The 21,161-nt window shown below is 42.3% G+C and carries 17 protein-coding genes and 1 pseudogene; 6 read left to right on the top strand and 12 right to left on the bottom strand.

Features of this window, described 5'->3' with window-relative positions:
• Window positions 1-92: 92 nt before the first annotated feature.
• A pseudogene (locus tag V7L20_RS05745) lies at window positions 93-203 on the top strand (dienelactone hydrolase family protein); the annotation flags it as partial.
• Window positions 204-223: 20 nt separating this feature from the next.
• Here the strand turns inward: V7L20_RS05745 and V7L20_RS05740 are convergent.
• From V7L20_RS05740 to V7L20_RS05730, 3 genes are read right to left on the bottom strand one after another with little or no spacing between them, the layout of a single operon-like run.
• Entirely contained in the window at window positions 224-1,180 is a 957-nt protein-coding gene (locus V7L20_RS05740) for an N-acetylglucosamine kinase (protein WP_334743128.1), read from the bottom strand.
• Window positions 1,181-1,194: 14 nt separating this feature from the next.
• Complete coding sequence (locus tag V7L20_RS05735; protein ID WP_334743127.1) at window positions 1,195-2,460, bottom strand: MFS transporter; 1,266 nt, start codon at window positions 2,458-2,460, stop codon at window positions 1,195-1,197.
• A gap of 48 nt (window positions 2,461-2,508) precedes the next feature.
• A complete protein-coding gene (locus V7L20_RS05730) occupies window positions 2,509-2,931 on the bottom strand; it encodes a GxxExxY protein (RefSeq protein ID WP_229458083.1) in 423 nt (140 codons plus the stop codon).
• Window positions 2,932-2,988: 57 nt separating this feature from the next.
• Between V7L20_RS05730 and V7L20_RS05725 the strand changes: the two genes are divergently transcribed.
• Together V7L20_RS05725 and V7L20_RS05720 are read left to right on the top strand one after the other, a co-directional pair.
• Window positions 2,989-5,973: a valine--tRNA ligase gene (locus V7L20_RS05725; protein ID WP_334743126.1), complete on the top strand. Its 2,985-nt coding sequence runs from the start codon at window positions 2,989-2,991 to the stop codon at window positions 5,971-5,973.
• Between the two features lie 170 nt (window positions 5,974-6,143).
• Complete coding sequence (locus V7L20_RS05720; RefSeq protein ID WP_323203661.1) at window positions 6,144-6,578, top strand: hypothetical protein; 435 nt, start codon at window positions 6,144-6,146, stop codon at window positions 6,576-6,578.
• On the opposite strand, the gene V7L20_RS32525 is transcribed toward V7L20_RS05720, so the two are convergent.
• Together V7L20_RS32525 and V7L20_RS05715 are read right to left on the bottom strand one after the other, a co-directional pair.
• The gene (locus V7L20_RS32525) at window positions 6,538-6,831 is read right to left on the bottom strand and encodes a CPBP family glutamic-type intramembrane protease (RefSeq protein WP_442943510.1); all 294 of its coding nucleotides are present in this window, start codon (window positions 6,829-6,831) and stop codon (window positions 6,538-6,540) included. The two genes, V7L20_RS05720 and V7L20_RS32525, sit on opposite strands and share 41 nt — an antisense overlap.
• A 6-nt stretch (window positions 6,832-6,837) precedes the next feature.
• Window positions 6,838-7,128, bottom strand: coding sequence for a hypothetical protein (locus V7L20_RS05715; RefSeq protein ID WP_334743125.1), 291 nt, complete (start codon window positions 7,126-7,128; stop codon window positions 6,838-6,840).
• A gap of 47 nt (window positions 7,129-7,175) precedes the next feature.
• Between V7L20_RS05715 and cysC the strand changes: the two genes are divergently transcribed.
• Complete coding sequence (gene cysC, locus V7L20_RS05710) at window positions 7,176-7,730, top strand: adenylyl-sulfate kinase (RefSeq protein WP_334743124.1); 555 nt, start codon at window positions 7,176-7,178, stop codon at window positions 7,728-7,730.
• Window positions 7,731-8,265: 535 nt separating this feature from the next.
• Here cysC and V7L20_RS05705 read toward each other — a convergent pair.
• From V7L20_RS05705 to V7L20_RS05695, 3 genes are all read right to left on the bottom strand, one after another.
• Complete coding sequence (locus V7L20_RS05705; RefSeq protein WP_334743123.1) at window positions 8,266-9,867, bottom strand: MDR family MFS transporter; 1,602 nt, start codon at window positions 9,865-9,867, stop codon at window positions 8,266-8,268.
• A gap of 10 nt (window positions 9,868-9,877) precedes the next feature.
• A complete protein-coding gene (locus V7L20_RS05700) occupies window positions 9,878-11,278 on the bottom strand; it encodes an HlyD family secretion protein (protein ID WP_334743122.1) in 1,401 nt (466 codons plus the stop codon).
• A gap of 606 nt (window positions 11,279-11,884) precedes the next feature.
• Window positions 11,885-13,873 (bottom strand): ABC1 kinase family protein, encoded by a 1,989-nt coding sequence (locus tag V7L20_RS05695; protein ID WP_334743121.1) that lies wholly within the window; start codon window positions 13,871-13,873, stop codon window positions 11,885-11,887.
• A 269-nt stretch (window positions 13,874-14,142) separates the two neighbouring features.
• Here V7L20_RS05695 and recN point away from each other — a divergent pair, with 269 nt between their 5' ends.
• The gene (gene recN / locus V7L20_RS05690) at window positions 14,143-15,891 is read left to right on the top strand and encodes a DNA repair protein RecN (protein ID WP_334743130.1); all 1,749 of its coding nucleotides are present in this window, start codon (window positions 14,143-14,145) and stop codon (window positions 15,889-15,891) included.
• A gap of 189 nt (window positions 15,892-16,080) precedes the next feature.
• On the opposite strand, the gene efeB is transcribed toward recN, so the two are convergent.
• The 3 genes from efeB to efeU are packed head-to-tail and all read right to left on the bottom strand — an operon-like array spanning window position 16,081 to window position 19,428.
• Window positions 16,081-17,340: an iron uptake transporter deferrochelatase/peroxidase subunit gene (gene efeB, locus V7L20_RS05685; protein WP_334743120.1), complete on the bottom strand. Its 1,260-nt coding sequence runs from the start codon at window positions 17,338-17,340 to the stop codon at window positions 16,081-16,083.
• Between the two features lie 29 nt (window positions 17,341-17,369).
• Window positions 17,370-18,560, bottom strand: a complete 1,191-nt coding sequence (efeO, locus tag V7L20_RS05680; protein WP_334743119.1) for an iron uptake system protein EfeO — start codon at window positions 18,558-18,560, stop codon at window positions 17,370-17,372.
• Between the two features lie 34 nt (window positions 18,561-18,594).
• Window positions 18,595-19,428: an iron uptake transporter permease EfeU gene (efeU, locus tag V7L20_RS05675; protein WP_334743118.1), complete on the bottom strand. Its 834-nt coding sequence runs from the start codon at window positions 19,426-19,428 to the stop codon at window positions 18,595-18,597.
• 909 nt (window positions 19,429-20,337) lie between these two features.
• Between efeU and V7L20_RS05670 the strand changes: the two genes are divergently transcribed.
• Window positions 20,338-20,730, top strand: a complete 393-nt coding sequence (locus tag V7L20_RS05670; RefSeq protein ID WP_334743117.1) for a hypothetical protein — start codon at window positions 20,338-20,340, stop codon at window positions 20,728-20,730.
• A 92-nt stretch (window positions 20,731-20,822) separates the two neighbouring features.
• Here the strand turns inward: V7L20_RS05670 and V7L20_RS05665 are convergent, their stop codons facing one another.
• The gene (locus V7L20_RS05665) at window positions 20,823-20,990 is read right to left on the bottom strand and encodes a hypothetical protein (RefSeq protein ID WP_334743116.1); all 168 of its coding nucleotides are present in this window, start codon (window positions 20,988-20,990) and stop codon (window positions 20,823-20,825) included.
• Between the last annotated feature and the right edge of the window lie 171 nt (window positions 20,991-21,161).

The following is a 21,161-nucleotide window of genomic DNA, read 5'->3' as shown; positions in this document are numbered from 1 at the left end:
AACTTTGCTTTTAGGCGACAAACGTCTTGAGCCGGAAACAGCTTATGCACTGGCTCAAATTATCAAAGCAACTTATCGTTATTTGTTAGAGTGAAGCAGAGCATACATTCATGCGCGACGACGGTTATCGTTATGATTCTAGTGCTAGCACCGCTGCTTGGTCTGAAATAATAACTTTCTTGGGGCGCATATTTGCAAACTGAAAACTCCTATTATTAGCCCGTCAATTTTGAGTTGTCTGCAACGCTAACAAACCAGCACCATAAGCAGGCTCATACCTCGGAAAAATCACCTTTACTTCAGGAAACTTCTTAACAAGAGACGCTGCAAATCTTTCATGGATATTGCATCTACCTCGCCATACGCTTCCTGTTGTGACGATTTCTAAAGCTGAGTCAACACTAAAAAGAGCATCAATTACTGTAGATGTAGCTTTCACTAATTCTTTGACAGCATCATCAATTATCATATTCGCTACTATATCACCTGACGCTGCTGCAAAATCTACAATTGGTGCTAAAGCCGCTATCTGTTTAACTCCCCATTCTCGTCGATATACTACTTCTATTAAATCTTCTATACTTTCCAAATCGAGATGCTGTTTGAAATACTCTAGCAAACTCGTTGATATTTCCCGTCCATCATAAGATTTTAATGCTGCATTCATACCTGCGATCGCAATTTTATAGGCACTACCTTCATCTCCTAAAATATACCCCCAGCCGCCGACTCGTTTGGTATCTCCTTGATGATTTCGCCCAAAAACTATCGAACCAGTACCTGCTGCAACCACAAGTCCTACAGGCTGACCAATTCCACCAACTAAAGCAATTAAAGCATCGTTACAAATTCTAATATTTGCTGAGTGTAATGCCCAATTAATAGACAATTTGTCATTCTGTAACTCTTTAACCAAACCTTTTACTACTTCGATATCTGCTGCACGACCTACACCTGCTAAACCCAAACATATCGCGTCAATATTCACAGTATTTGTAATTATTGCTGCCTCAACTGCATTGTGAATTGCAGATTGAATAGATTGTAGAGAAGCTTCCATACCTATACTCTGATAGTTAGATGGGCCTGCTTCACCACGACCTAGCACTTGACACGAATCATCCATTAAGACACAAACAGTCTTGCTACCGCCGCCATCTATTCCTAAAACATAACTCATTGATTGCAATAATGTTAATTATTTTGACGCTTCGGTTGTTCTTTTAAAGGAATAAAAAATAGAGCAATCATCCCAGGAATAGTCAGCAAACAAACCAAGATAAAAAATAATGGATAGCCAAAAGCTTTTTGCAGATAACCGCTAATTAAGCCTGGTAACATCATTCCTAAAGCCATAATGCCAGTGGAAATAGCAAAATGAGAAGTTTTATATTCGCCTTGGCAAATATACATTAAATAAACACTAAAAGCTGTAAATCCAAACCCATACCCAAATTGCTCTAAGGAAACCAAGGGATACACTAATGTTAGTGAAGGTTTAGTGTAAGCCATATATACATAAAATATATCAGGCAAGTTTAACGCCAAAGCCATAGGAAACAGACACTTTTTTAATCCATATCTAGAAATTAGCAAGCCTCCTAAAATCCCTCCAAAAATAAGAGATATTACCCCAAATGTCCCGTAGACTAATCCGACATCTGATGTTGATAGCCCTAAACCACCTACTTCTGGTTTATCCAATAAAAATAAAGAGGCTATCTTGACAAGCATTGCTTCGCCAAGTCTGTAGAGCAAGATAAACGATAAAATGTTTATGATTTTATCTTGAGCAAAATATGAGCTAATGATTGACCAAAAAGGTATATTTTCCATAATTTTTATTTGTCGTTGCTTATCTGATTCAGGTAAAGGTAAAATTCGGCAATGGAAAATAAATAGGATTGCTAAAATTAAAGCTGAGAAGCCAATAGATATAGTCCAGCTTAAAGGAATGTTATTGAGAGATACTTCAAGCTGACCTGCTAAGACTACTAATATTCCTGAACCAAAAATGACAGCCATTCGATAAAATAGTGAGCGAATGCCAACAAAGAAGGCTTGTTGTTCTGGAGATAAGGCGAGGAGGTAGAATCCATCTGTGGCAATGTCATAAGTTGCAGAAATAAATGCTCCTATTGTTAATGCTGCTAGAGAGATCAAAAAGAAATTTGGCAGTTGTAAGGAGATGGCTATCAAACCCAAGCAGCAGAACATGGCAAATTGGGTGTAAATTATCCATTTACGTTTGGTAGAGTAAATATCTACAATTGGGGCCCAAAACATTTTGATGACCCAAGGTAGATAGAGAAAGCTTGTCCATAAAGCAATTTGTGCGTTATCTATTCCCAGTTTTTTGTAAAAGATTACGGAAACTGTGTTGATGATGATGTAAGGTATGCCGGAGGTGAAATATAGGGTGGGGATGAATGTCCAAGGGGAGGTTGTTTGGTGTTTCATGGGTTTTGCTTAACGAACCGCCAAGACGCCAAGTGCGCCAAGAGAAGATTAAGAGAGGATGATACGTTTGATGCCGTCTTTGAGAAGGGGGACGTTAAAGTTGATGAGAAGGGCTAAGGGGTAATTAGTCATTTTAAGGTAGGACAGGACTTGAGCTTCGTGGATTGGGGCTAAATTTTGAACAGCTTTTAATTCCACAATTAAACAATTAGCAACTAGAAAATCTAATCTCCCCTTACCTACTTCATGTCCTTTGTAATTCACTATTACCCCCTTCTCAACCACATGAGGTATCCCGCACCTGAAAAATTCTATAATTAGCGCCTCCTTATACACCTCCTCCAAAAACCCTGGCCCCAACACCCTATGCACCTCAATCGCCGCCCCAATCACAGCGTAAACTAATCTATCCACCTCCTCACTTGGCTCCCTTCTCTTGGCGTCCTTGGCGTCTTGGCGGTTCGTTTCCATCAATCCCTCTCCAACCCTGTGGCAAAATTTATTAGAGTCCTTCCTTAGTTTTCCCGCATGACCGCAACCATTCCCAATCTTCCCAGTCTCTACGACCCCTTTTCCACCGAAGCCAAGTGGCAAAAATTCTGGGAAGACAACCAAGTTTACAAAGCTGACCCCAACAAAGGCGGCGAACCCTACTGCATCGTCATTCCCCCGCCGAATGTCACTGGCAGCTTACACATGGGTCACGCTTTTGAAAGTGCCTTAATCGATACCCTTGTGCGCTATCACCGGATGCAGGGACGCAATACCCTATGGCTACCCGGAACTGACCACGCCAGCATTGCTGTGCATAGTATGCTGGAAAAGCAACTCAAAACAGAGGGTAAGACTCGCTACGAATTGGGGCGCGAAAAATTTTTAGAACGCGCTTGGCAATGGAAGGCGGAGTCTGAGGGAACGATTCTGAATCAGCTACGACGCTTGGGTGTCTCGGTAGACTGGTCACGGGAAAGGTTTACCTTGGATGAGGGTTTATCTAGAGCTGTTGTCGAGGCGTTTACTCGCCTTTACGAGGAAGGCTTAATTTATCGTGGTGAATATTTAGTTAATTGGTGTCCAGCTTCTGGGTCGGCTGTGTCTGATGTGGAAGTAGAAAATCAAGAGGTGAATGGAAATCTCTGGCACTTCCGCTATCCTCTCACGGATGGTTCCGGTTTTGTAGAAGTGGCGACAACTAGACCAGAAACGATGCTGGGCGATACGGCAGTAGCAGTCAATCCCAATGACGATCGCTACAAACATCTCATTGGCAAAACTCTCACTCTGCCAATTCTACACCGAGAAATTCCGATTATTGGCGATGAATATGTTGATCCCACTTTCGGCACAGGTTGCGTGAAAATAACTCCCGCCCATGACCCGAACGATTTTGACATGGGTAAGCGTCACAATCTGCCGTTAATTAATATTATGAACAAAGACGGCACTCTCAACGCTAATGCAGGGGAATTTCAAGGACAAGACCGCTTTGTTGCTAGAAAAAATGTGGTTTCTCGCCTAGAAGCAGATGGCTTTCTGGTGAAGATAGAAGATTATAAGCATACCGTTCCTTATAGCGATCGCGGTAAAGTACCCATTGAACCCCTCCTCTCGACTCAGTGGTTCGTCAAAATTCGCCCCCTCGCTGACAACACTCTCGAATTCCTCGATGAACAAAATTCCCCAGAGTTTGTCCCCCAACGCTGGACAAAAGTCTATCGTGACTGGCTAGTAAAACTCAATGATTGGTGTATCTCTCGCCAATTATGGTGGGGACACCAAATTCCAGCTTGGTACGCTGTCAGTGAAACCGATGGGCAAATTACCGATAATACACCGTTTGTGGTAGCAAAATCGGAAACTGAAGCTTGGGAGAAAGCTAAATCACAATTTGGTGAAAATGTCAAGTTAGAACAAGACCCAGATGTGTTAGATACTTGGTTTTCTTCTGGACTCTGGCCGTTTTCGACTTTAGGCTGGCCGGAACAAACTCAGGATTTAGCAACTTATTACCCGACTACTACTTTGGTGACAGGCTTTGACCTCATCTTTTTCTGGGTTGCCAGAATGACCATGATGGCTGGGCATTTTACCGGACAAATGCCTTTCCAAACAGTTTACATGCACGGCTTGGTGCTGGATGAAAAAGGCCAGAAGATGTCAAAGACCAAAGGTAATGGTATTGACCCGTTGTTATTAATTGACAAATATGGTACTGATGCCCTGCGGTATACCTTAATTAGGGAAGTGGCTGGTGCAGGTCAAGATATTAGATTGGAATACGATCGCAAAAAAGATGAATCAGCATCGGTGGAAGCATCCCGCAATTTTGCTAACAAGTTGTGGAATGCTGCCCGGTTTGTGATGATGAATTTGGATGGACAAACGCCGCAACAATTGGGGAATCCAGTAGCCACAGAATTGAGCGATCGCTGGATTATCTCGCGGTATCATCAAGTTATCAAACAAACCACTTATTACATCGATAATTACGGTTTAGGAGAAGCAGCAAAGGGATTGTATGAGTTTATCTGGGGTGATTTCTGCGATCAGTATATTGAACTAGTGAAATCCAGATTGCAAGCAGATGCCGATCCAGTATCGCGGCGGGTAGCACAGCAAACCCTCGGCTACATATTGGAAGGAATTATGAAACTGCTTCATCCCTTCATGCCTCATATTACCGAAGAAATTTGGCAGACTCTCACCCAACAATCAGTAGATTCTTCGCAAACTTTAGCCTTACAAGTCTATCCCCAGATAGATGCAAAATTGATTGATTTAGCTTTAGAAGAACAGTTTGAATTGCTGATTGGTACTATCCGCACAATTCGGAATTTGCGGGCTGAGGCGGATATTAAACCAGGGGTAAAAATAACAGCGAATTTGCAAACTGAAAGCCAGAAAGAGCGAGAAATTCTCACTTCTGGACAAGATTACATTAAAGATTTGGCGAAGGTTGAGACTTTAACCATTACTGACAAGGAAAAAAGCCAAACTGTTGCTGTTAAAAAACCTCAGAGGGGTTTGAAGACAATTGGCTTAATTATCGTGGCCATTGTCTTTGGTAGAGTGGGTTTAGCTATGGGTTATGCCATTGATGACATTCCCATCCTCGGAACTTTCTTTGAACTAGTTGGTTTTGGTTACACAGCGTGGTTTGTTAGCCAAAATTTACTCACTGCTCAAGCAAGACAAAGTTTATGGAGCCGATTTTTCCCGCAGAAAGAATTAGAACAACCACAAGAATCAGAAAATGCGATTGCAGGTGTAATTGGTACAATACAAGTGCTAATTCCTCTAAGCGGTGTAGTAGATATTGAAGCTGTACGTGCCAAGCTAGAAAAAAGCTTGAGTAAAGCTGAAGTTGAAATTCAGTCCCTGAGTACCAGATTAAACAACCCTAGCTTTGTAGATAAAGCTAGAGCCGACGTGGTACAGGGAGCGCGTGATGCTTTAGCAGAAGCACAGAAACAAGCAGAAATTTTGCGCGATCGCCTGAAGGCGTTGCCATAGGCATTGCCTGCGTGGCTTAGGATAACTGTAATGGGTAATTCGGAGAGTTATTCATTTTCAATTACCCATTACCAATTAACAAGATCCAAATATCCATTCTGGCACTTGTTTTTTATTAAAGTTTTTTGAATTTTGAATTTTGAATTTTGAATTGGAGCGAAGCGACCCTCATGCTATATTTAGCCCAGGTGCGTAAAAACGATTTTTTAGACCAGCACCAGTTACGCTTGTTGGCGCGTCAAGAAGCTGATAACTTGTGGGCGATAATTCCCGAAGAGGCTTTCATTCTGCTAGGAAAGGGAAAAATCATGAGTGAGAACTTGCTTGTTTTGGTGGAACTTTCTCCTACAGGCGACATTGAAAGATTAGAAGATGCTACCAATTGGGTACTCCATTTGGTACAAAGCTACCTCACCATCGGCATTACCCCGGAATTTTTGCAGCACGAAGCCGAACGAGCAGAACATTGGCGACAATCCCTGACGTTGCAAAACCAAGACTTAGCGCGGCGTTCCTTAGAATTGGAAGCTCGTCGTGAACAAATTCAAGCTTTAGAAGAAAGTCTCAAACGTGAGAAAAATGGTTATCCCCAAGAAGAAAGTTAAATACAAAATGAAGTGCAAAATGTGGGTTAAACTTAGCAAATCCGTCTAATAAAACTATCCAAATGACAACAGCCAGCCAGTGAATGATAACTGAAAGCCAAATAGAGCCAGATATTAAGTAAACGAGCGTACAGATAACTCCTAACAAAGCTGCCAGGATTAAAAAATTTGGATTTATAAAAACTTCACGGGCACCAGGATTCCAGGTTAGTCCCTGAAATGGGTGATATATAATGAAGGCGACTAAAGTAATAATTATCTATATAACTTGTGTCTTGAGTGAGGGGTTTTCAGTAGGGTGAGGCAAAAACAAAACGCGAAAAACTATTTCTTCACTTAAGCCTGGTATAAAAAAGGAAAACACAATAATTTTTACAATTTCTTGCCAAGATTTTTCTAAGATATGTACCTTGAGAAAATCTGATTGAAATCCTATAAATAATAATAAAATTGTTAATCCTGTCAGAGGTAATATTAACTCTAGCAAATTGGTAATAGTAGGGAATATAGATAGTGCAGTAGTCAGACGTCTAATAATCAAATTAATCATACAATCTCATTTTTAAGTTAATTTCTCAAATATACGCTCAAGGTAGGATGAGACAACAAGAGTATGGCGTAACAGTATGGTTTACTGGTCTAAGTGGTGCAGGTAAAACTACTATCTGCCAATTCGTGGAGAAGGAACTGCGGATACAGGGATACAGAGTTGAAGTACTAGATGGCGATGCAGTACGTCAAAACCTATGTAAAGGATTAGGTTTCAGTAAAGAGGATCGAGAAGAGAATATTCGGCGCATTGGCTTTGTGGCTCATCTTCTTGTCAGAAATAATGTAATTGTATTGGTTTCAGCCATTTCACCATACCGCGAAATTCGAGAAGAAGTGCGTCAAAGTATTCCACATTTCATTGAAGTTTACGTCAATGCATCATTAGAAGTTTGTGAACAACGAGACGTAAAAGGGTTATATAAAAAAGCCAGATCCGGCAAGATTAAACACTTCACTGGTATTAATGATCTTTATGAAATACCACTCCGTCCAGAAGTCGAATGCAAAACTAATGAAGAAAGTGTTACCCAAAGTGCAACTAAGGTCTTAAAAAAGCTGGAAGAGTTGGGTTATATAGTTGCTAGAATGAATGATTTATGAGTTAAAAACTTTTTTTAACTCATAACTTTTACTAGGATGCCAATAATTGCTGAATTAAAGGACTTCCAAAGAATAAATTGTCCCAAAGAATTAATCTCTGGGCAGTTACTCAATAATAGTAATCATTATTTCCACAGCAGACACTTGACTAGTGCAAGTAACCTGCAACGCTTGTAAAGTGCAATCCAGGTGCAAACAGGGAAAGCACAAGCCCATAACAGCTTGATTTCGCATTAATAAATATGGTAGTCTGGCTGGACTATAAGAATCATATTTGATTTTTAAAAAAAGCTAAGAAATAATACGTAATAGACTTTACTTTAGTTTACAAACTAGCTCTAATTAATCACGCCGATGATTATTGCAATTACTCTCATTGCTCTCGGAGTCTTGACACAAGCGGTTGTTTTGACAACCTCACGGTCATCGCTGGTTCTATTTAATCAGACTTGTCAAACTTGCGGCTATCAAATTCCGCCGATGGAGCGCTCACCGACATTCCACGACTGCCCAGAATGTACTCGTCTATCGAATCTTAGTGACTCGCTGCCCCGCTCGTAGGCTTGGCTTTTTTGAGTAGTAGCACCAAGAGCGCACCCGCAAATAGAGCATAGCCCATAAACAGGAAGCAATCGTTGAAGGCCATAACATTTGCCTCCCGACGAACAATGTTACCAATCTGGGCAATTGCCTGATTCTGTGCAGTGACAGGATCGGCCCCTTGATTTGTGAAGAACTGCGTCAGTTGATCAATGCGATCGCGAGTAATCGGATTTGAAAGCGATACAGCATCTACCAATCGATTCGAGTGGAATCGTTCCCGCCGCGATTGCAGCGTCCCCAAAATGGCTATGCCTACCGAGCCACCTAGATTACGTGCCATGTTGTAAATTGCCGAGGCAGAGCCAATTTGCTTTGGTTCAATGCCAGCAGTTGAGATACTCGAAAGTGGCGTGATAATAAAGGGTTGTCCCAATGCCCGCACGACTTGAGCCGGGATCAATTGATCTATGCCTGTATCGTGAGTCATGTGAGAGTTCATAAAACAACTGACTCCAAACAGCGCCAGCCCAATTGCAACTAGCACCCGGAGGTCAATTCGTTGCATTAGCTTGGGCACAAACGGCGTGATGAAAAGCTGAGGAATGCCTGACCACATAATGGTTTCCCCAATTTTCATAGCGTTGTATCTCTGCACCTGCGCCAGGTAGAGCGGTAGGATGAAGGTCGATCCATATAAACCCAATCCTAGCGCCAGGGTAATCACAGTCGAGAAGCCAAAGTTGCGCCGCCCTAACAGTCGTAGATTCAACAACGGATGCTGGCGCGTGAACTGAATGATCACAAACAACGGCAGAGAGATTGCCGCAATAATTGCGGCTCGCTGAATTTCCTCAGAGCCGAACCAATCTTTGCGATTTCCTTCATCTGCAAAAAACTCAAAAGAAGCAAACCCGATCGCCATTGTAATGATGCCCCACCAATCCCCATTTCGCAAGAGGTTGAGCTGCATTGGCTGAGACTTGAGTCCATACCAGACCCCCGCAATCAGCAATAGACCTGGAATGATGTTGATGTAGAAGATATATTCCCAGCCATAGTTATCGGTAAGCCAGCCGCCAATCGTCGGACCAATTGAGGGGGCGAAGGTTGCCGTGATTGAGAATAATGCCAAGCCGATTGGCTGCTTAGAGGCTGGCAAAGTCATCAAAATCACGGTAAACGACATCGGGATCAACACTCCCCCGGTAAATCCCTGCCCTGCCCGGAAAAAAATCATCATTGGGAGATTGACAGCAAAGGCACAGGCGATCGAAAAAATTAAGAATAATACGGCATTGACTAGCAAATATCGCCGCACTGAAAACACCTGCGATAACCATCCAGTCAGAGGAATCACCACAATCTCAGCAACCAAGTAGCCTGTAGAGATCCAGGAGCCTTCATCAATCGTGGCACTCAACGCGCCCGTGATGTCATTAAGAGAGGCATTTGTCACCTGGATATCTAGCACTGCCATGAATGCACCCAATAAGGTTGCCATGACCCCAACCCATTCTCTAAAGGAAACAGTCCGTTCTGAGGAAGATTGAGCGCGAGAGGATGATTTTTGTGAACTTGCCCTAGTGTTGACCATTGGGTGGCATTTAGTGGTTAACGATTGGCGAGCGGTTATTAGACCCACGATGGGTCATTTCTAATACACTTGTATCAACGGTCGGAATCACCGACATTCCCGATGTAATCAGCGTTTCGTATCCTCGGATGCTGTTTGCATCAAAGATGATTTTGACTGGAACGCGCTGCACAATTTTAGTGAAATTACCAGTGGCATTGTCAGGCGGTAGCAGAGCAAAATCGGCTCCCGAAGCTGGAGATATACTATCGACTATGCCTGTAAACCGATGATGGCGAAAGGCATCAATCTTGATTTCAACAGGCTGTCCGGGTCGCATATTTTCCAACTGTGTCTCTTTGAAATTGGCAACAATCCAGGGAGTTTTTTGTACTAGAGACATCAAAGTTTGTCCGGGCTGAACCCGTTGTCCAATTTGGACTGTTTTATTGCCAATCCGCCCTGCTATTGGAGCGACAATCGAAGTATACGACAGTTGCAGTTGTGTATTTTTCAACTCGGCTTCTGATTGAGCAACCGTTGCTAATGCTGCTTGGTACTGCCGTCGATTCACCCCCGTTTGTTTACTAGCTGCATTTGCTTGTTGCAGGTTTCCTCTAGTAGAACTAAGTTTCGCTTGGGCATTGGAGAGATTTTTTTGCGCCTGCACAACTTTAGCTTGTGCCTGCTTAATCTGCTCGGCAGTCGCATCATATTGCGCTAACGCTGCCTCGTATGTTGCTCTGTTTGTATCCAGGTCTTGTTGAGGCACCGCACCTTCAGCAGAGAGCGCAGTATAACGCTGATAATCACGCTTGGCTTTGATTAAATTTGCATTGACTTGGGCAAGCTGGGCCCGTGCTGCGGGTACTCCTGCCCGTGCTTCTGCCAAAGCCGCTTCTGAAGTCGAGACAGTTGCTGCCGCCGCATCAATATTTCCTTTGGCTTCTGTCGTCTGACCCGCGGCAGTTGTTGCCGTCACGCCAATATTTGCTTGAGCCACTGCTGCTTGCTGTTTTGATAATTCTAGGGCTGCTTTTGACTGCTGTTGCACTACTTCATAGTCACGCGGGTCTAACTTCACCAGAACATAACCCTGCGATACCAATTGGTTATCATTTACCCTTACCTCGACGACTGTTCCATTGATGCGAGCGTTGACGGGATAAATATTAGTAGTAATATAGGCATCGTCAGTTGACTGATGAACTGAAGCAAAACGCCACCAGCGGTAGCCAAAAATAGCGCCAACAATTAACCCTACGCCCAGCAAGCCAAACAATATCCACTTTCGACGAGAATGTCGATGGGGACTAGGAGAACTCGGTGTTGGTTCAGCCGTTGAACTGACAGAAGATTCTTTTTTATCTAATACGGGTAGTTTGTGTCCGTCAACAGTTTGGTTTTCGTGAGTTGAGTTATCAGGTTCCATTAATATGTCAAGTCAAGAACACTATGGTAAAGACACTACAAAGGCTGGAATCGTGTTGAAGGTGAAACGAGTAATAAACTATGGTTACAGTCATAGCTTATCTTTGTGCGATCTATGTCAAACAAGCTTAAAACTTGCAACTCAATTACTATTCGTGTTTGCATAAATTCAATATATAAAATTGTCCCTGCTGTGTCGTCTACTTAAAGTTAATACTTTTATTTCATAGAGCGATCAATCGGTTCATATAATAAGGTTGACTCCAACTTTAGTTAGATAATATATAAAATTGTCCCTGCTGTGTCGTCTACTTAAAGTTAATACTTTTATTTCATAGAGCGATCAATCAGTTCATATAATAAGGTTGACTCTAACTTTAGTTAGATTTGAATTCCAACTAAAGTCAGTAGACCTGCCTACAAGTTTTGCGATCGCTGTATTATTAAAGTAGACGTAGGTTGGGTTGAAAAACGAAACCCAACCTACTAAACTAATCCGCCTTTAAGTTGCGTAATCTTTAGCCTCACAAAGGCAGGCGCAAGAATGCAATTTGAATGATTACTACCTTATTCTTCTTAACTGAGCCTTATTGACTCCTAAATCCTACTACGATGCCAATAATTGCCGAATTAACCTGGCTACAGCTTTTTGCGTGAAGCGGTTGGCAATTTGTTGACCCAAACGCTGTACATCAGAATTTACTAATAATTGGGCAATTTGGGGCGCAAGTTGCATTGGATCAAAGCCTCGTGTTTCTCGGAGAATACCTAATATACGTTTGATATGTTCCAAGGTTTGTTGTTGCTCAACTGTCGCCGCCGGAGTTTCATTAACTGCTGTCAAACCAACGCGTTCGCGCAACAAATAGGTAAAATTATGCAAAACATTTTTACCTAAAGCATCGAGTCCGTTAACAGATTCATCTACTAGCTTGTCACGAATAAAAGCACCACGTTCTGATGACAAAAATTCTATCCCCTGATTCAGTACTAAATCAAAGTCATAGTCTTGACTATTACGCGCATTTTTTAACAAGTTTTCTAAGCGATTCCAGCGAAATCTGCCTTCTTTAAATAGCAAATCTTGCAATGATGCTCTTAATTGCGGTGCTGGATCGGTTAACAGGCGTTTAGAAACGTAGGGATAAGCTTCGCTAAGGACTTTAAAGTTGGGATCTATATATATTGCAATACCTTCAAGCGTCACCAGGGAGCGAATAATTAAGGCGTAGTAAGGCGGTACGCGGAAAGGATACTCATACATCAAAGCCGATAATTCATCGGTGATGCTTTTAATGTTGAGTTCGGCAACGCTGGCTCCTTGGGCATCAGCAAAGACTCTGGCAAAAGCTGGGATAATTGGCGTTAAATCGGTTTCTGGTGATAAGAAATCTAATTTAACGTAATCTTTTGCTAATCCTTCAAAGTCGCGGTTGACAACGTGGACGATCGCTTCAATCAAACCATAACGCTGTGGTGGCTTAATCTCGCTCATCATCCCAAAATCGAGATAAGCTAATTTGCCATCGGTTGTGGCTAACAAATTACCAGGGTGGGGATCTGCATGGAAAAATCCATGTTCTAGCAGCTGGCGTAGGGAACACTGCACACCCACTTCAATTAGATAACGAGCATCTATACCTTGGGCGCTAATTTCTTCTGTCTGGGTTAATTTAGTGCCGTTAATCCACTCCATCGTCAAGACGCGGCGATTGGTATATTCCCAGTAAATTTTCGGTATATATACGTCTTTTATATGACCGTATAACTCAAAAAATCGCTCCGCATTTTCGCCTTCATGGATGTAGTCCATCTCTTCAAAGATGCGATCGCCTAATTCATCAAGAATCCCAACTAAGTCACTTCTTACCCGTTTGACTTTTTTCTGCACCCAGGCGGCGAGGTTACGCAAGATATACAAGTCAATGGTAATCCCCTCTCTTAAGTCAGGGCGTTGAACTTTAACAGCGACTTCTTCACCAGTTTTTAGCTTACCTTTATACACTTGTCCTAACGAAGCCGCAGCAATTGGCTGGGCCGAGAGTTCGGCGTAAACTTCTTCTGGAGGTGCGCCTAATTCTTCTTTAATAAACTGGTAAGCAATTTCGTTGGCAAAAGGCGGTAATTGGTCTTGTAGTTTAGTTAATTCTTCTAAAAAAATGGGAGGAACTAAATCCGGTCTAGTGGATAAAGCTTGTCCAATTTTAATATAAGCAGGCCCTAGTTTAGTCAGCAATACTCGTAGCTGAGTGGCTCGGCGGCGGTCATTTTTGACGACAATTCCCCGTTTACTATCCGACCACAACCCAAAAACAAAGGATAGAACTGGCCCCAACACGGCAAAAATCCGCCGTAGAACTTGCACTTTTCTGTTTTGGTAATGCGCCCCTATGCCCACGGGATCGTAAAGTATCTCAGGTTGGGCTGTTGTTCTCATCTTTTGGGCTGCTAATAGCCTTGGCGAGCGCACAACTAAGCTTGATGTACCATCTTCTGGCACTACATCAATAACGTCCAGTTCGCCTCGGCTATTTGTGCCGTTGCGACTGTCCTCCTGAATCGGTCGGGAATTAGGGGGAAGTGTCTTAACAATCATGAAGAAGGCCACCAGTCAGAACGATCACATTAAGTATTGTAACAATATGTCTAGAAATTGGGGATTGGGGAATAGGAAGTTCAAAGCCCGAAATTCCGAGTTCAAAAGTCGAAATAATCATCTTTTCTCCCCAGTCCCCACTGATTTGCTACACTTAAACGGGCATACTAATTTAATAGTAGTAGGTATTGCTAGTTGCTGAAAGATCGTATTTATTGTCCTGTAAATTAGAAGTATCCGGCATCTGCCCTCATGGAGAATTTGGCTTGATGTTGCTTTGCCTGCGAATTGAAAACTTTGCCCTCATTGACCAACTGGAATTAGAATTTGGCGCGGGACTAAATGTGTTAACAGGTGAAACCGGCGCTGGTAAATCGATTATCTTGGATGCTATTGATGCCGCTTTAGGCGGTAAAGTCTCTAGTCGAGTCATTCGCACGGGGACAAGTCGGGCGCTAGTAGAAGCTACTTTTACCTCAAACGCCTCCCTAGCGGCTTGGTTAACCGAACAAGAAATAGATTTGCTTGATGAAAATTCTGTAGTCATTAGCCGAGAAATCACAGCCACTGCGAGTAATGTCCGTAGTCGATCACGAGTGAATGGGGTGTTGGTAAATCGGCAGATCATGGTAGGAATGCGTGATCGCTTGGTGGAAATCACCGCCCAAGGTCAAACTGTACAAGTAGGACAATCTGCCCAAGTTCGAGACTGGTTAGATTTGTATGGTGGCGACTCTCTGATGCAACAGCGCCATAAAGTCGCTATGAGCTTTAGTGCTTACCAACAGGCGCATTTAGCACTAGAAAAACGCAGGACATCAGAACGGGAACGCTTACAACAACTCGATTTGCTGACTTATCAAGTACAAGAACTGGGAACAGCCAATCTCAGCGAACCTGATGAATTGGAACAGTTGGGACAAGAACAAGAACGCCTGAATCATGTCGTTGATTTGCAACAAATGAGTTACAAAGTTTATCAGGCTTTGTATCAAAACGATAATGAAACTCCCGCCGCCGCAGATTTATTGGGAGACAGTGAGGCGACATTAAATGACATGGTGGAATACGATACCCAACTACAACATTTGTTGGAATTAGTGCGGGACGCGCAAGCTGCGGTAATGGAAGTAGGAAGGCAGATTAATGCTTATGGGGATGGTTTGGAAGCCGATCCGCAACGGTTGGAAGAGGTGGAAGAACGAATTCGAGAGTTAAAGCAAATTTGTCGTAAGTATGGACCGACACTAAAAGAAGCGATCGCTTATTACCAACGTATCCAAGCAGAATTAGCTCAACTTAATGATAGCGAACAATCTATTGAAAACTTAGAACAGCAAGAAAAGGCGTGTTTTGAAAAACTTACCCAAGCAAGTAATCAGTTAACTCAATTGCGGAGTCAGGCGGCTGCTAATTTAGAATCACGTTTAATAGCTGAACTCAAGCCTCTAGCGATGGAAAAGGTAAAATTTCTGGTTGAAATATTACCAGCTTTCCCAACTGCGATGGGAGCAGATAAAATTACCTTTACATTTAGTTCCAACCCCGGAGAACCACTGCAACCTTTAACAGAAGTTGCCTCTGGTGGTGAAATGAGCCGCTTTTTACTCGCGCTGAAAGCTTGTTTTTCTCAGGTTGATGCGGCTGGGACAATGGTATTTGATGAAATTGATGTCGGGGTTTCGGGGAGAGTAGCCCAAGCGATCGCGGAAAAGTTACACCAGCTAAGTCAACGCAACCAAGTATTATGTGTTACCCACCAGCCTTTAGTTGCGGCAATGGCCGATCGCCATTTCCGCGTAGATAAGCAAACTATCAATCAAGGCAAAGGTAAAAAAGTTAACAATGATAACGCCGAGCAGCGTACCGTTGTTAGAGTTACTACCTTGGAGAATTTAAATACTCGCCGGGAAGAACTAGCACAGTTAGCTGGTGGTAAATCTGCAACTGATGCGATCGCTTTTGCCGAATCTCTATTATTACAAGCTGCTAACCACCGCCAAAAAATTCAAAAGTAAAAGGGACTGGGGATTAGGGATTGGGGATTGGGTTATCAAATGAAAAATTATGGAATTCTGCTTTAACTTCTCCCAATTTTTGGAATGTTTTCCTAGTCCCCAGTCCCAAAGCGGCGAACATCGCGCCACTAATATAAAGTATAGTAGCCGACTCGTTGCCGCGACCAGTTAAATATAAATCTATACCACTTATGCTTCTAGTAATGACTGACCAAGATAACCTCCTTCAGCTTTGACACCAGGTAAAGCAAAGAAATATCCACCACCAATGGGGCGAATATACTCTTCCAAAGGTTCTCCAATCAAACGATTTTGCACTGTCACAAACCCCTTCTCTAAATCAGCTTGAAAACAGACAAACAACAAACCCATATCTAAATGTCCAGATTTGTCAAACCCGCGTGAATAGTTGAAACCACGCCGCAGAATTAAACTCGACTCTGATTTGCGAGGATTAGCAAGGCGGATATGAGCATTTAGAGGAATTTGTTTACCTTGAGGATCTTGATCGTAATTAGGAATATCTTTCTCATACTTCATTCCCAAAGGTGCGCCAGAGTCTTTACTGCGCCCAATAATTGTCTCTTGTTCCTGTAGTGGTGTGCGATCCCAGCGTTCGACTAAGTTGCGGATCACTCGCACCACTTGATAGCTTCCTCCTACTGTCCAAGCGGGTTCACCATTGTTCGGCTCTACCCAGACAATCCGGTTCATCAATTTATCGTCACTAGCATTTAAATTTGCCGTTCCATCTTTAAAACCAAGCAGGTTACGCACCGTAGATTTGCCTTGTTTTTTATGGGTATTTGGCGGCAGAAATCCCGCTATTTGCCAACGCAAAGTTATCAAGTCAGGCAAATTCTTAATAATGTCGCGTAAAGCGTGGAGATTCGATTCCTCAGTATTCGCACAGAATTGTAATAGTATATCCCCATGACATAAATCTGGGTCAAGCTCGTCATTGGGAAAATTGGGCATCGTATCTAACCGCTTGGGTTTCAAGTTGCCGAGTCCAAAGCGGTTATCGAACAGTGAGTTACCCACAGCTAAGGTGATTGTCAAGTTATTGGGAGCAATGTTCGGACCCATAATCCCGGAATCACTGGGGGGAAATTTAGGGTCGCGCGGCTTGGGTGTTCCCCCTGCCATGAGAAACTGGATGCGCTCAGTTAAAGTTTTGAACAACCGCACTAAATCTGCCTTGTTTGTAGCAGTTGTATCAAATGCAACCATCAAACCAGCAGCCGGAGTAGGAGTCAAAATACCTGCTTGGTGAAGCCCAAAGAACGGCACGACCTCTTCAGATGGGTCAAGAGGCGATCCCAGAAGAGTACGATAGCCCAAAGTCGTCAAGGCTGCTATTCCACCTGCTGCTGCCATGCCGATTAACAAGTCACGACGGCCGAGCTTGGGAGTAATGCGTAAACTTGGTTGCTTTGTGATAGACATAATTTACTCTTCTAGGAATTTTTGATCAATTAGTTAACGCCCAGAGTGCCGCGCAACTGAGATAAATCTTCAGAAAGAGCAGCTATTGCTGTTTTCATATCTTTTTTATCTGCTTCACTCACCTTGTCGTAAGTGGCAAAACCACCATCAGAGGTTTTGTATTTAGCAAGTTTTTGGTTAACTTTGGTGAAATTGCTATCTACACGCTTGAGCAAATCTGGATTAGCTTTTTGGATAACGGGGTGCAATAACTCCACAATCTTTTGGGAACCCTCTACATTAGCGCTGAAGTCCCAGAGGTCAGTATGGCTATAACGGTCTTCTTCTCCAGAGATTTTGGTAGCAGCTACTTCTTCAATCAAGTCAGCAGCACCGCCAACCATATTTTTTGGTTCAATGGTTAAGGTGGCAATGCGCTTTTGTAGGTCTAGTCCATCTTTCTGTAGCTTTTCGGCAAAAGGTTTCATGCCTTTTGTGGTTTTATCTTGGAATAAAGCTTTCTCTATGCGATGGTATCCAGTGAATGTTGGATCGGCCTCTTTTTTGGCAAAGTCATCAGCACGGGAATCCATAGTTTTATCGAGATCGGAGAACAGTTCAGCTATTGGTTCTGCACGTTCCCAGTGGGCATGGGTAGAGGGATAGAGTTTCTGAGCTTTAGCAACGTCTCCTGCAATCACGGCATCCGTGAAGGTCTTGTTGTCTGCCACTAGTTGGTCAGTTTCTTTAGTGACGTAGACTTTGTATTCTGCGATCGCACCGACTAATTGACCTTGATCTACAGTTGTCTTAGCTTGAGAATTTCCTCCTCCTGCTTTTACAGTGAGTTTCCCTTTGGGATTGCTGCGTAAACCGCAAGCCATATCATATTCACCCGGTTCCAGATTGGTTTTGAGTTTTTGAACGAAGCCAGGGGCAATATTTTCCTTTTCCTCAATGACTTTTACCCCAGACAAAATTTCCCATTCCAAAGGTTGGCTGCTTTTGTTGGTCAGCACAAAGTTGTTTTCCCCAGATGCCACTGTCAGCTGATTAGGTTCACAACCTTTATCTGTCACAGTCAAAGCAGTTTCTGTAGAATTGTTAGTAGAGGTATCACTGGCTACTTTAGCTTCTGGAGAACTATTCGCGGAAGTATCGCTTGATTTGGTGGATTCACAGGCAGCTACTGTCAAGGCAATTAAACAGATAATTGTTGAATACTTTAAAAAATTTTTCATTGTTGTATTTTCCTAAAAATTATTATTGAAGTAGCTAGGAATGCCTTGCTGTAGTCTTCTGTTCAGCGTTATTCCCTAAGAAGAACAACAACATAGTAGGAATTAGATAGGCAAAATAGGCGATCGTCTCGCTGACAGTAGGAGTATCGTTATAGCCAAAAAACCCTGCCAAAAGTGAACCGAGAAACCCGTTTTTGGGAAGTACCCCGCTAGCATCGAATACCACTGCTTGTAGTGAATTCCACACTCCGGCTTCATGGAAAGCTCTCACTCCACTTGCTAGGAGTCCAGCAGCAACTACAATAATGAAAGCTCCTGTCCATTTAAAAAATCGCTTCAAGTTGATGCGGATACCACCTTGATAGATGCCTACACCGACCGCTAGTGCGGCTGCGTATCCAAACAATGCCCCCACAGGAGCTTGAATTCCCAAATTTTGCTGAAACGTAGCCAGCAAAAACACTACTGTTTCCAGACCTTCCCGCAGTACTGCAAAGAATGCCATCCATACTAGTGCTATACCCCATTTATCCCCTGACTGTATGGCAGTTTCAATTTGAGAGTGTAACTCGCCTTTAATCGAACGAGCAGCACGGCGCATCCAGAAAACCATCCAGGTGAGAACTCCAACTGCGACAATGGAAATTACCGCTTCAAATAGTTCCTGTTCTTTCTGCGGAAACTCCTGACTGGTTATTTGCAAAACAATTCCAGCACCTAGACAAAGAAAAGTCGCTAGTGCGATGCCAATCCAGACTGACTTCATCAAATGGGTACGTCCAGTTTGCTTGAGATAACTGGCGATGATACCCACGACAAGCGCAGCTTCAACGCCCTCTCGGAACATGATCAAGAAGGGAAAAAGCATGGATAACCTTATTAGTTATAATTACTATCAAATCATCATGAGAATAATAGCTTACTTGAGAACATTTGTATATAACTGCAAGTCAAAAAATCTTTAAAATCCTGGAATAATAAATTTTTGGATAAAAGAACTCCTGCAACACATTGCTAGAAGTTGTTTCCAGTCTATTTTGTCGCCCGCCAGAATCTTCTATATCCCAATCGACAGCGTAACATGTATGCGATCGCTTGGACATAATTCTTCAAGTTGATTTTGGGTAATCATTGTAGCCATTATGTAAATTATTGCACCACCTGTCTCTACGAGACGCTACGCGAATGCGCCCTACCTTCTGGGAAGCCGCTTTGCGTCTATGCGGTTCGTAGTTCATACAGAATTCGTATTAAGTAAGTGGGTCAAATTAAATATAAAACCTCACCCTGCCTCCGGCCTCCTTCTCCTAACTCACAAAGAGGGATTGAGGTTAAGGTTTTATCTTATGTTTATTTACGCCTACCTATTTAATAAAAATTAAATACATATTCATAGAAAATTAGTATAAGAGGATTCCAGCAAACTCTGTTCTCTAACTAAAATGAATAAAATAAATAGTTGATCAAACTTTTAGAATAAATTTTGATAATAAAAGTATCTAAAAATTTGACATAACTATCTAAAGATTTGACACAAGCATCTAAAAAATTTTCATTGTAAGAGTAAGTTACTTTTTTTATATTTAGTGACACAACCAGTATTAATTGCAGTTTTTTTTAGCCATTAAAATTTATTAAAACAATTTTTAATGCATTCATAAAAGCTCAAAATTAGCAATTTACAAAAAAGATAAAATCTACCAAGTAAGCTTAATTATGCTTTTATGACATTTATTAATGAAGCAAAATTTATGTTCTAATAGGAGGATTAACTCTAATGGCATCTGATGCAAATTCTGTTCCTGGTAATCCCGTTAATAGTGGTGGTCAGGCTAGCAACCTCAGCGACCCTTTCGCACCTGGAGGCGCTTTTGGCATCCCAACAGCTGGCAGCTTTGACTTTGATAAGTATGGAATTCCAAAAGAAGGCAGCTTCGACTTTGATAAGTATGGAATTCCAAAAGAAGGCAGCTTCGACTTTGATAAGTATGGAATTCCAAAAGAAGGCAGCTTTAGTTTGGGTAGTTCTGAAATTCCAAAAGAAGGCAGTTTCGACTTTGCTAAGTATGGAATTCCAACGGCTGGTAGTTTCGACTTTTCTAAATATGGAATTCCACAAGAAGGCAATATACCATTTAGCACTGGTGGCGGCGGTTTCCCAATTACTTAGTACCAATTGCATAACTTTAAGGGCGAATTTAAGTTAGGAATTATCCCAAAATTATAGGTTTTTCTCCCTTTTAATTACGCCATGTGCAATCGTTAATTAAAAATCCCACCTGATTCCAAAGCTAATATATTCTGATTAGCTCTTGCTGAAATGGGATAAATGGTAGTAGCTATGACTTTATCATCAGATACTACCATTTTTATTTTTACAGCAGTTTGCAAGTAACTGAGGTAGAAAATCCAGGAATTAAAATCAGACATACTTCTAAGCTGATGCGCGTCTAAATTTTACATTGCAATTGTTAAGACTGTCATGCAGTCAATGGTCATCTGTTCTTTGAAATACAAATGACTAATGACAATCCTCTCCTGAAGGAGACGCTCTTGCTAGCTTGCTTCCCCAGAGGGGTATAGGAGTAAATATACAATTTT

The organism is Nostoc sp. (assembly GCF_036916735.1).
Taxonomy (GTDB): Bacteria; Cyanobacteriota; Cyanobacteriia; order Cyanobacteriales; family Nostocaceae; genus Nostoc.
This window is presented reverse-complemented; position numbering and strand designations above follow the sequence as displayed.